The 11,395-nt window shown below is 59.5% G+C and carries 9 protein-coding genes and 1 riboswitch; of the genes, 3 read left to right on the forward strand and 6 right to left on the reverse strand.

The genetic code is table 11. From position 1 onward, the window contains the following. Positions 1-55: 55 nt before the first annotated feature. Entirely contained in the window at positions 56-1,600 is a 1,545-nt protein-coding gene (locus GNX18_RS01935) for an FMN-binding glutamate synthase family protein (protein WP_166215108.1), read from the forward strand. 28 nt (positions 1,601-1,628) lie between these two features. Continuing rightward, positions 1,629-2,870, forward strand: coding sequence for a sodium:proton antiporter (locus GNX18_RS01940; RefSeq protein ID WP_138236463.1), 1,242 nt, complete (start codon positions 1,629-1,631; stop codon positions 2,868-2,870). A gap of 172 nt (positions 2,871-3,042) precedes the next feature. On the opposite strand, the gene GNX18_RS01945 is transcribed toward GNX18_RS01940, so the two are convergent. Beyond that, on the reverse strand, positions 3,043-3,912 hold the full coding sequence (locus GNX18_RS01945) for a DUF2279 domain-containing protein (protein ID WP_138236464.1): 870 nt from the start codon (positions 3,910-3,912) through the stop codon (positions 3,043-3,045). Between the two features lie 229 nt (positions 3,913-4,141). Here GNX18_RS01945 and GNX18_RS01950 point away from each other — a divergent pair, with 229 nt between their 5' ends. Then, positions 4,142-5,149, forward strand: a complete 1,008-nt coding sequence (locus GNX18_RS01950) for a phospholipase A (RefSeq protein WP_166215110.1) — start codon at positions 4,142-4,144, stop codon at positions 5,147-5,149. A gap of 39 nt (positions 5,150-5,188) precedes the next feature. Here the strand turns inward: GNX18_RS01950 and tdh are convergent, their stop codons facing one another. The 5 genes from tdh to GNX18_RS01975 all read right to left on the reverse strand — a co-directional run bounded on the left by tdh (position 5,189) and on the right by GNX18_RS01975 (position 11,171). Continuing rightward, entirely contained in the window at positions 5,189-6,214 is a 1,026-nt protein-coding gene (gene tdh / locus GNX18_RS01955) for an L-threonine 3-dehydrogenase (protein WP_138236466.1), read from the reverse strand. 8 nt (positions 6,215-6,222) lie between these two features. Further along, a complete protein-coding gene (locus GNX18_RS01960; RefSeq protein WP_166215111.1) occupies positions 6,223-7,422 on the reverse strand; it encodes a glycine C-acetyltransferase in 1,200 nt (399 codons plus the stop codon). A 74-nt stretch (positions 7,423-7,496) separates the two neighbouring features. Then, positions 7,497-7,712: a hypothetical protein gene (locus tag GNX18_RS01965; protein WP_138236468.1), complete on the reverse strand. Its 216-nt coding sequence runs from the start codon at positions 7,710-7,712 to the stop codon at positions 7,497-7,499. Between the two features lie 90 nt (positions 7,713-7,802). Then, positions 7,803-7,937, reverse strand: a riboswitch (SAM-I-IV-variant riboswitch). Positions 7,938-8,002: 65 nt separating this feature from the next. After that, positions 8,003-9,436: an aldehyde dehydrogenase family protein gene (locus tag GNX18_RS01970; RefSeq protein WP_166215113.1), complete on the reverse strand. Its 1,434-nt coding sequence runs from the start codon at positions 9,434-9,436 to the stop codon at positions 8,003-8,005. Between the two features lie 115 nt (positions 9,437-9,551). Beyond that, on the reverse strand, positions 9,552-11,171 hold the full coding sequence (locus GNX18_RS01975) for a 5-guanidino-2-oxopentanoate decarboxylase (protein WP_166215115.1): 1,620 nt from the start codon (positions 11,169-11,171) through the stop codon (positions 9,552-9,554). Between the last annotated feature and the right edge of the window lie 224 nt (positions 11,172-11,395).

Consider the following 11,395-nt stretch of genomic DNA (forward strand, 5'->3'; position numbering starts at 1 on the left):
ATGACTGGGCAGTTTTGGCTATCGACCTATCAACAATCAGAGCAGGGGTCAGGGAATGGATCTTCAGGCAGTGGCCGCGATTTACGGCTTTGCGGTCAAGGTGTTGCAGCTGTTTGCAATGCTGTTCGCCTTCGGGTTAGTGGTGCTGGTGCTGTACGTGGTGTACCTGTACCTGTCGGATGTGAGCCAGACCAAGCAGGCGATCCGGCGCAACTTCCCGGTACTGGGTCGCTTCCGCTACCAGTTCGAGCATCTCGGCGAGTTTTTTCGCCAGTACTTCTACGCGCTGGATCGCGAGGAGATGCCGTTCAACCGCGCCCAGCGCAACTGGGTTTACCGCGCGGCGAAAAATGTGGATTCCACCCTCGCGTTCGGTTCCACCAGGCCGCTCAATCAGCCCGGTGATATCGTCTTCCTTAATCACCCGTTTCCGACCCTGAGCAAGGACGCAGTACCGCCGCGGGAAGTGACTCTGGGGGAAGGCGTGGCACGCAAGCCCTACACTACAAGGTCGATTTTCAATATTTCCGGCATGAGCTTTGGTGCTCTGTCGGTGCCCGCGGTGACGGCGCTGTCGAAGGGGGCAGCCAAGGCCGGCATCTGGATGAACACGGGGGAAGGGGGCCTTTCCTCGCATCATCTGGCCGGAGGTTGCGACATCGTGTTCCAGATCGGCACTGCCAAATACGGGGTGCGGGATGCGGAGGGCAACCTGTCGGACGACAAACTGCGAGAGGTGGCGGCCCACGAGCAGGTGAAAATGTTCGAGTTGAAACTGTCCCAGGGCGCCAAACCCGGCAAGGGCGGCATCCTGCCCGGTATCAAGGTCACGCCGGAGATTGCCCATGTGCGTGGTATTCCCGTTGGCATGGATTCCATCAGCCCCAATGGCCATCCGGAAATCCGCGACGTGGATGGGTTGCTGGATATGATCAATCATATCCGCGACGTCACCGGCAAACCGGTCGGCTTCAAGTGCGTTATCGGCGTCAGCGACTGGCTGCACGATTTGTGTGCGGCTATCCAGCAGCGCGGTATCGAATCCGCGCCGGATTTCATCAATATCGACAGCGCCGATGGCGGCAGCGGTGCCGCCCCCCAGAGTCTGATGGATTACATGGGCCTGCCGCTGAGTCGCAGCCTGCCGCTGGTGGTGGATTTGCTCGAACAGTACGGGCTGCGCGAGCGGGTGAAGGTTATCTGTGCCGGCAAGCTGCTCACCCCTTCCATGGTCGCCTGGGCGCTGGCGATGGGGGCGGATTTCGTAAACTGCGGGCGCGGTTTTATGTTCGCTCTCGGCTGCATCCAGGCAATGCAGTGCAACAAAAATACCTGCCCTACCGGCGTCACCACCCACAACCCGGATCTGCAGCAAGGGCTGGATCCGATGGACAAAGCGGAGCGCGTGTATCACTACGCGCGCAATATGGAATACGAGGTCGGCACCATTGCCCATTCCTGCGGCGTGCCGGAACCGCGCCTGCTGCGCCGCGCCCACGTGGAGGTGATCAACGAGCGCGGCGTGCCCGTGCCGCTGAACGATCTGGTACCCGAGATAAAACCCAAATCCGTGATCGCCAGCGACCGCAGTATGAATTGATGAGCTGAAGAGAAACAGGGAGAGCACCATGGAAGGCGTCACCACACTGGTCGGGCAAGGGCTGTATATGGCGCTTGCCGCCGTCGCGGGCCTTGGTATTGCGCGTCTGCTGAAACGCGACGATACCCTCGGCTGCCTGATTGCGGGCGTGCTCGCCGGAATGCTGTTGCCGGTTTTTGATTACAACACCGGCCTGCGCGCAGAGAACATCCACCAGTTGGTGTTTTTCATCATACTGCCGGTGCTGATTTTCCAGTCCGCCTGGAAGATCGATCCGGATGCTTTGTTCCGCTGGCTCGCGCCGGCACTGCTGCTGGCCACGGTGGGCGTACTGATCTGCGCGTTGATTACTGCAGTGCTGGTGTATTTCGGGGTCGTGCAGTCGGGTGGTTTTCCATGGATCGCCGCACTGCTCACCGGCACCATCCTCGCCGCCACTGACCCCGCCGCGATTGTTGCCCGCCTGCGCAAGACCGGCGCCAATAACGAACTGCTTACCTTGCTCGAAGGAGAAAGCCTGTTCAACGATGCGGCGGCGATTGTGCTGTTTTCCTTTGTGTTGGGTATCGCCAGTCACAGTGCCATGGAAGGTGCTGTTGCCACAGGCGAAGAAATCGCGGGCGCGGGCAGTTTCGCGCTGTATTTTGCCGTGGTTTTCTTCGGTGGGCTCGCGGTCGGTACCATCTGCGGCTTGTTGACCGCCATTACCATCCTGTTTCTCCGCTCCGCCGGTGCTGCACTGGTGGTGCTGGTGTTGGCGGCCTTTGGCAGCTTTTACCTGGCGGAACACGTGGTGGGTGTGTCCGGTATTCTCTCGGTAATGATCTGCGCGATTGTCGCCCGAGCTTGTCTGCGCGAGCAGGAGCAAACCTACCTTGCCCACGCGGCACCGACCTGGGAATGGTTGGGGCTGCTGTTCCATGCGCTGATCTTTGTGATGATGGGACTGGTGATTACAGTCGATATGTTTGTTAATCACTGGCTGGCGATGATTGTTGCCATTGTGGCGGCGATTGGCGCCCGCGGGTTGGCTGTGTTTTTGGTGGCACCAATGGCGCGCTTTGTGGGGCCGCCGATCACAAAGAACTGGCGATTGATTCTGAGCTGGGGCGGTTTGCGCGGGGTGATCGCGGCGGCACTGGTGCTGTCGCTACCGGTGGATTTGCCGTACTGGGAAATGGTACAGGCAATGGTATTTGGGGTGGTGCTGTTTTCGCTGTTGGTGCAGGGAACTACGAGTACACGCCTGATTCGGAAGCTCGAGCCCTAAGGGGTTGTGCAAAGTGGTAGGCGGGAATTGTTTGCTGGTAACTGGTTTCTTCTTCTCCGGCTTTGCGGGAATAGAACAGGTGGGCTGCTATGGCCAACAGCAGCAGGGCAAAGAGGAGTACACCGATGACTCTGAGCATTGTTGGCCCTCGCAGTATTTTGGGTGCTATTGATTACTCGTCAGTGCGTTCATGCAGCGTTGTTTTAATATAGCTTCCGCGCGGCTGGTAGTAGTGGGAAACGGTGGAGGCATATTTTCCAACTCTGCCCAGATGCCCCGCCAAAGGTTTGAACAGCAGTTCGTCCAGATTGAACCCAATGCCCACGAAGAACTCAGTGCTTCGCTCGGGAAAATACGGCGCATCCTCAGCCTTGAATCCCTGGGCCATATAGCCGAGGTTGAGCTCCAGGTATTTGAACGGCGTGTCCTGTAGTGCGGGTATCCCGGCTGCTTTTACCGCCAGTAAATAGCGCATGCCACTGTAATCGGTGACCGGATGGAAACCCTTCATTCCCTTTGAGGGACGGTAATCCAGGCGATAATCGAGCAGGTTCTTCAGCTCCGGGTTGCGTGTTCTCAGGTAGGACAGGGCAATACCGGTAGTGTTGAAAATGACGTCTTCGTAAGAAAAGCCGTGATCGGCGGAGTATCCGTCGAACATCTCGACGTAGAGCATCAGGCTGCTGGCCCAGAGCGCGCTGTACGTTGCCGCGAATTCCGGTTCATTCTCGCGGGAAAGGCCATTGCCGATGGCCTCGGCGATCAGGTAGGACGAGTACATATGCCCGAGTTTGTCCATGCCGCCGCTCCCCGTGTCCATGCCAAACCAGCCCTCATCGTTGAACCGGAATGAGGAGCTGCCCCAGTTCCATTCCTTGACGCCCAGGTAGGTAATGCCGCCGCCAACCGCGGCAATTTCATATTTGGCATCCAGCAGGGACTTTTGGGTGCCTTCCCAAGTGATCGCGGCGGCACTCAGTGGTGGTGAGAGCAAGAAGCACAGTGACAATACCAGGCAGCGCAAAGTTGAGATCGGTTGCATGCAGTGAAGCCTTTTTGGGTGCGGGCGAGAATGGCGTGCGAGCCAAATTTTTGGCGGAAGATACAAGTCCGGCGGATGAAATACAAATGCACCAACGGCCAGGATTAGCTGGCGAATAATAATAGTGGCGGCGGTTTCTCGCCCAGACTGCGAAATTGTTCCGCTACAACTACGCTTCTCTGGTAGTTGATGTCAGGGAGGAACCGCTTTGTTGTATTTGAGGGGAAGATTGGCAGTACTGGGAGTTTTTGCGCTGACCTCCCTTGCCTGCCTTGGCAGCGAGGAACATCCATCCTTCCCGACACCCTCGGGGGCGACCGCAGATGGCGCAGGTGAGTGTGTCGTTAACGAGTCGTTGCAGGAGTTGACGATCACCGAGGGAGAGGGCGACGCAACGGCGCCCAAACGGTCGCGAGCGGAAGACGCCCAGGCAAACAGCGCGCCCGAGCCCTATCACAGCGAACGCATACAGGCAATTCGCCAAGCTATCGACAATCCATTTTCACTGATCGGTTACCGGGCGAATTACCTGCTGCCTGTGGCCTATCGCCATTTCCCGGAGGAAGACAGTTCGATAGCGGCGGCTCGCTACAGTGTGCGAGGCTTGAAACCCTCGGAAATGCAGTTCCAGCTCTCGCTACAGTTGCCCGTATTTAGCGGGTTTTGGGGGGAGAACTCGTTTCTCAGTTTTGCCTACACCAATCGGAGTTTCTGGCAGGCGTATGCACCCTCCTCCCCCTTTCGGGAAATCAATCACGAGGTGGAACTGTTGGCGACATGGGTCGGTGATTGGGAGGCTTTCGGCTTTCGAAACATTCCCATGCGGATGGGAATCAGCCATCAGTCCAACGGCCGTGGCGATATATACTCGCGCGGATGGAACCGGATTTATGCGGATTTTACCTTTGAAAAAGGCCGTTACTTTCTCAATCTCAAGCCCTGGTACCTAATTTCGGTTGATCGCGAAGTCGGGCGCAGCAGTGAATTTGGTACCTATTTCGGTAACTTTGAGGTCACAGGTGGGTACAGTGCCGGCGGGTATACTTCGTCGATCATGTTGCGCAACAACCTGAAATCAGAAAATTTTGGCGCTGTGGAGCTGTCCTGGGGATTTCCCATTGCGCCACGTGTGCGCGGGGTGGTGAAATACTTTGACGGTTACGGCGAGAGTCTGATCGACTATTCAACGCGAGTGCAAATGCTGGGGATAGGTGTGATGCTCGTGCCGGGTCTCTAAGGGTATTGAGCTGGCGGAGCGAGGCTCCGCCAGCTCGGCTCAGGCCCAGTTCAGTATCACTTTTCCGGATTCCCCAGATCCCATGGTCTCAAACCCTTTCTGGAAGTCATCCACCGGGAACTGATGGGTGATGATGGGCGAAAGGTCGAGGCCGGACTGGATCAGGCTTGCCATTTTGTACCAGGTCTCGAACATCTCGCGGCCGTAGATACCTTTAAGGATCAGGCCTTTGAAAATAACCTGGCTCCAGTCGATTGCCATCTCGCCGGGAGGGATTCCCAACATCGCGATCTTGCCGCCGTGATTCATAGCCGACAGCATATCGCGGAAGGCCACAGCAACACCGGACATCTCCAGGCCGACGTCGAACCCCTCGGTCATGCCGATGTCTTTCATCACATCTTTGAGATGTTCCCGAGCCACGTTCACGGTGCGCGTCGCGCCCATCTTTTTTGCCAGATCCAGGCGGTAATCGTTGATGTCGGTGATCACCACATGGCGCGCACCCACATGGCGCGCGACCGCTGCAGCCATGATGCCGATGGGACCGGCACCGGTGATCAGCACATCTTCGCCGACCAGATCAAATGACAGCGCGGTGTGCACCGCGTTACCAAACGGATCGAAGATGGAAGCCAGCTCATCGGAGATATTATCCGGGATCTTGAATGCGTTCAGTGCCGGGATTACCAGATACTCGGCAAATGAACCCTGACGGTTTACGCCCACACCGTAGGTATTGCGGCACAGGTGGCGGCGGCCGGCGCGGCAGTTGCGGCAGTGGCCGCAGGTGATGTGGCCCTCGCCACTCACTCTATCGCCTACTTTGAATCCGGCCACTTCCTGGCCCATGCCCACCACTTCGCCCACGTATTCGTGGCCCACTACCATGGGTACCGGAATGGTCTTCTGCGACCACTCGTCCCAGTGGTAGATGTGCATGTCAGTGCCGCAGATGGCGGTCTTGCGGATCTTGATGAGCAGGTCGTTGTGACCGGGCTCCGGAATTTCGACATCGGTCATCCAGATGCCGGGCTTTGAATGAAGTTTGGATAGTGCTTTCATAAAACGACTTAAATAATTTCCAGCTCTTTGCCGACTTCGATAAACGCATCAATACAGCGGTCCAGTTGCTCGCGGGTGTGCGCGGCAGACATCTGGGTGCGGATACGGGCCTGACCTTTTGGCACTACCGGGTAGAAGAAGCCCACCACATAAATCCCTTTTTCCAGCATGCGATCTGCCATCTTCTGCGCGAGTGCCGCGTCGCCGATCATCACCGGAATGATCGCGTGGTCAGCGCCGGCGAGGGTGAAGCCCGCTTCGCTCATACGCTTGCGGAAATAGGCCGAATTTTCCTGCAGTTGTGTGCGCAACTCGCCGCCTTCGATCAGCATATCCAGCACTTTCAGTGACGCGGTGACGATGGCCGGCGCCACGGAATTGGAGAACAGGTAAGGGCGCGAGCGCTGGCGCAGCAGCTCGATAATTTCCTTGCGGCCGGAGGTAAAACCGCCGGAGGCACCGCCCAAGGCCTTGCCCAGGGTGCCGGTAATAATGTCGACGCGTTCGATCACATCGCAGTACTCGTGGGTGCCGCGGCCGTGTTCGCCGAGGAAGCCCACTGCGTGGGAGTCGTCCACCATTACCAGCGCGTTGTATTTGTCGGCCAGATCGCAGATGCCCTTGAGGTTGGCAATCACGCCGTCCATGGAAAACACGCCGTCGGTGGCGATGAGTTTGGTTCTTGCGCCGGCGGCATCGGCGGCTTTCAGCTGTTCTTCCAGGTCCGCCATATCGTTGTTGGCGTAGCGGAAGCGCTTGGCCTTACACAGGCGTACACCGTCGATGATGGAAGCGTGGTTCAACGCGTCGGAAATGACCGCGTCCTCCGCGCCCAGTAGTGTCTCGAACAGACCGCCGTTGGCATCGAAGCACGAGGTGTAAAGAATCGTGTCTTCGGTCTGCAGGAATTCAGACAGCTGAAATTCCAGCGCCTTGTGAATATCCTGGGTGCCGCAGATAAAACGCACGGACGCCATGCCAAAGCCGTACTGGTCGAGGCCCTCTTTGGCCGCCTGGATCAGCTCCGGGTGGTTGGCGAGCCCGAGGTAATTGTTGGCGCAGAAGTTCAGCACCTGGGTGTCGTTGTTGACCTGGATCTCAGCACTCTGCTGCGAGGTGATGATGCGCTCGCGCTTATAGAGGCCATCGGCCTCAATCTGTTTCAGTTCGTCGCGCAGGTGCTGGAAGAAGTGCTCGGGCTTTGACATGGCGTTGTTATTGGCTCCCTGAGTCTATAGGGCTATGTAAGGTAGACGTGTGTCTCGTGGCACAAGTCTAGTGGTCACACGGCCAGTTCACAGGCTTTGTGGGCCGTGACTGGTGCGTCGCTGGCGCGGCAATGGGTGGCAAAGGCCAGCGCGTCTTCCGTCGAGTCGAACAGCAATTGCCACAGCAGTTGTCGATCGCTGCGTTTGACTGCCCGGACTGCCGTGCGGCTGCGCTGGGGGGCAATCTGGATTTCGATAACGTCGGTGGTGGATAGCGTGAATTCGGACATGTTCCCTCCAAATAAATTGTCTGGAGGGCTGACGGCGGAAGCGGCGATTCGTCCGCAGACAAACCGCATCCGGTTGGATTGCACAGCTGGGCCGAATTTCTCGGTTGCCAGCAAGAGCCCCATCCCCTGCACAGCTGCACCCAAAAGGCGCATTCCGTGAAGAGAAACCACCTTGCCCCGGTAGGCAGGTTGGCGTTGGCGTCAGCCACTCTCTTGATGTCGCGGGCAAAGATAGCGAGGGGAAAACGGCCAGTCAACCGCGCCGCCCATAAAGGCAGCGCGGCAGTTTTTTATGCGGGAAGCTGCACGGATTTCAGTTCAATAAACTCGTCCAGTCCGGCATTGCCGAATTCGCGCCCATTGCCGGAACGCTTCACGCCGCCGAAGGGAGCGTCGTAATTGAACTCGGCGCCGTTGACGAAGCAGAGCCCCGCCTCCAGTCGACGCACGATGGGCATCGCCGCCTCGGCGTCTTTCGCCCACACGCCACTGGAGAGGCCGTACTGGGTGTCGTTGGCGATGGCAATGGCCTCGTCCAGATCCTTGTATGGAATCATGCAGGTTACCGGGCCGAAGATCTCCTCGCGGGCAATGGCCATATCGTTGTTCACATCCGCAAACACCGTGGGGCTGACATAGAAACCCCGCTGGCAGCCTTCCGGTGCTTGGCTGCCGCCGGCCACCAGGCGCGCGCCTTCCTTCACCCCTTTGTCGATGTAGCCGCGCACGATCTCGCGCTGGCGCGCGGAAGACAGCGGGCCCATAAAGTCGTCGGCGCCGGTGCCCATGGCGATTTCTTCGGCCACCTTTTGCGCAATGGCCACGGCTTCCTCGTAGCGCTCCGCCGGTACCAGCATGCGGGTCAGCGCGGTGCAGGTCTGGCCACTGTTGATGAACACGTCCTCGCAGCCCCAGCGCACTGCCGCTTCCAGATCGGCGTCCGGGGTGATGATGAACGGCGACTTGCCACCGAGCTCCTGGGTTACGCGCTTGACCGTGGGCGCCGCCGCGCGGGCCACCTCGATGCCGGCGCGGGTGGAGCCGGTGAACGAGACCATGTCGATATCCACATGGCTGGACAGCGCCGCCCCCACAATCGGGCCGGCACCGGGCACCAGGTTGAAGACCCCGGCGGGCACGCCGGCGGCGTCGATGATTTCCGCCATCACGTAATCCTGCAGCGGTGTGATTTCCGACGGCTTCTGGATCATGGTGCAACCCGCGGCCAGTGCCGGTGCCACCTTGCCAACAAACTGGTGCAGAGGGTAGTTCCAGGGTGTGATGAAGCCGCACACGCCCACCGGCTCTTTCAGTACCAGTGAATGGCCGGCCTTTTCCGTTTCTTCCATTACCGCCGCACGGTCGGCGTAGTAGCGCATGGCGTAGATCGGGCCGTCGACATGCAGCCACTCGGTGATGTGTGGCGGGCAGCCCAGGGCCAGGGAAACGGCAGCGATCAGATCCTGCTTGCGCGCTTCCATGCCGTCGGCAATGGCGTGCATCAACGCCTGGCGTTTGGCGGCGCGGGTGTGGCGCCATTCCTTAAAGGCGGCTTTCGCCGCGGCCACGGCGTCGTCCACATCGTCGAGGGTACCCTGGATGACCTCGCACAGGACTTCTTCGGTGGCTGGGTTGATCACCGGGTGCAGGTTGCCGCCCTTGGAGTCGCGCCATTCACCGTTGATGTAGAGTTTGTCTGTGGGCAGTTTGCGGATTTCTGTCATGGATTTGTTCCAATATCTTTTTTCTGTATTTCTGTTGTAGGAGCCTGCCTGCAGGCGAACGGCAGTTGAGTTTGGCTCAATTTCGCCTGCAGGCAGGCTCCTACAGCGTGTCTATTCAGGGTGCGGTGATCTCGATCAGGGTTGGGCCTTTGCGCGCAAATGCCTCGGCCACCACTGGTCCCAGTTGCTCCGGTTTGTCGATACGGCAACCCTCGGCGCCGAAGGCGCGGGCCAGGGCGACGAAGTCCGGCGCGTGCAGGTTGACGCCTTCCTGTTCCACCTCGGCGGCATCCATGAAGTCGCGGATCTCGCCGTAGCCACTGTTGTTCCACACCAGAATCGGCAGGGCCAGTTGCTGTTCCACCGCTGCCGCCAGTTCGCCGAGGGTGAACATGATGCCGCCGTCGCCGATCAGCCCGATCACCGGGCGCGGGCTTGCCAGCGCCGCGCCGATCGCGGCCGGCAGCGCAAAACCCAGGGTGCCATAACCGGTGGTACAGGTGATATGGCTGCGTGGCTGGAACAGGCGCAGGGCGTGGTTGGTGTTGTAGGCCAGTTGGGTGGAGTCGGTGACGAGAATACCGTCTTCCGGCAACACGTCGCGCAGCGCCTGCACCCAGGGGTAGCGTTCTTCGGAGCCTGGCCACCATTCGCTGCGGCATTCGCGCAGCAGTTCATCTACCTCGGCGGCACTGTGCCGCTGGCGCTCGCTGTCCACCGCGGGCAGCGCATCGTTTAACTGCGCAAGGGTGGCCCTGGCATCCGCGCAGATGGCGAGGTCGGGGTTGGCATTACACACCAACTGCGCGGGGTCCAGATCCACGCGGATCAGTTTGCCGTGGAACTGGTAGTTTTCCCGCACCAGATTGCGGTCGGTTTCCGCCAGCTCTGTGGCTACCGCCAACACCACGTCCGCGTTTTCTATGCGCGCGCGCACCTTGCTGAAACTGAGATTGGCGCCGCCACACAGCGGGTGGCGTTCGTCGACGATACCCTTGGCGGCGAGCGACAGAAACACCGGTGCCGCGAGCTTCTCCGCCAGTGCGGTGGCCTCTTTACCGGCGGCTTGTGCGCCGCCGCCCAACAGGATGACTGGGGACCTGGCCTCCGCCAGCCACTTCGCTGCCGTGGCAATACTTTCCGTTGGAGCCATGGGCAGGGCGGTGGGTTTGACCGCGCGATATTCCGCCAGCGGCATCTGCATGGGTGCGGGAAACAGATCGATGGGAACTTCGATATGCACCGGGCCCGGACGCGGTGCGTGCATCACCTGGAAGGCGCGCGCCAGTACTTGCGGCAACTGCTCGGCGCTGGTGAGTGCGTGCTGCCAGACACAGAAGCCGCGGGTCACGTCCTGCTGGCGCGGCAGTTCGTGCAAACGCCCGCGCCCGGTGCCGAGATCCTCGCGGCGATTGACCGCGCTGATCACCAGCATGGGGATCGAATCGGAATACGCTTGGGCCATGGCGGTGGCAGCGTTGGTGACGCCGGGGCCTGTGATCAGGAAGCACACGCCGGGCTTGCCACTGGCGCGGGCGTAACCATCGGCCATAAACGCGGCACCCTGTTCGTGACGCGGTGTGATATGGGTCAGTCCACTGCCGGGCAGGCCGCGGTAAAGTTCGATGGTGTGTACGCCGGGGATGCCGAACACTGTGTTTACGCCATATTGGCGCAACAGGTACATCAATGTCTGAGCGCAACTGGGAAAAGTCTGTGAAGGGCTGTTGACCATTCTTAGTTCCTGTTGTTTTTTTCACTTCGTGTCGCACGGCGTGTTCGCTGCACGCTTTGCGCCATTGCTGGTCGGAGCCTAGTCGCGCGCCGCGAGGGCTGCAAGCGCCCGCAGAGTCTGCATCCCAGTGGGTGAAAACGCAGGAAAATTGAGCCACAGCGGTGTGGGCGGCAGGATATTTGTGTTTTTGGCGGGCGTCGTCACTGGTGGTGAGATAGACCCGC

It is taken from the genome of Microbulbifer sp. SH-1, assembly GCF_011326135.1.
In the GTDB taxonomy this organism is placed as follows: Bacteria; Pseudomonadota; Gammaproteobacteria; order Pseudomonadales; family Cellvibrionaceae; genus Microbulbifer; species Microbulbifer harenosus.

What these genes read in the sequence shown, in the direction of transcription:
- GNX18_RS01975 (WP_166215115.1), bottom strand. Translation starts at nt 11,171, where the DNA reads ATGGTCAACAGCCCTTCACAGACTTTTCCCAGTTGCGCTCAGACATTG.
- tdh (WP_138236466.1), bottom strand. Translation starts at nt 6,214, where the DNA reads ATGAAAGCACTATCCAAACTTCATTCAAAGCCCGGCATCTGGATGACC.
- GNX18_RS01965 (WP_138236468.1), bottom strand. Translation starts at nt 7,712, where the DNA reads ATGTCCGAATTCACGCTATCCACCACCGACGTTATCGAAATCCAGATT.
- GNX18_RS01940 (WP_138236463.1), top strand. Translation starts at nt 1,629, where the DNA reads ATGGAAGGCGTCACCACACTGGTCGGGCAAGGGCTGTATATGGCGCTT.
- GNX18_RS01945 (WP_138236464.1), bottom strand. Translation starts at nt 3,912, where the DNA reads ATGCAACCGATCTCAACTTTGCGCTGCCTGGTATTGTCACTGTGCTTC.
- GNX18_RS01970 (WP_166215113.1), bottom strand. Translation starts at nt 9,436, where the DNA reads ATGACAGAAATCCGCAAACTGCCCACAGACAAACTCTACATCAACGGT.
- GNX18_RS01935 (WP_166215108.1), top strand. Translation starts at nt 56, where the DNA reads ATGGATCTTCAGGCAGTGGCCGCGATTTACGGCTTTGCGGTCAAGGTG.
- GNX18_RS01960 (WP_166215111.1), bottom strand. Translation starts at nt 7,422, where the DNA reads ATGTCAAAGCCCGAGCACTTCTTCCAGCACCTGCGCGACGAACTGAAA.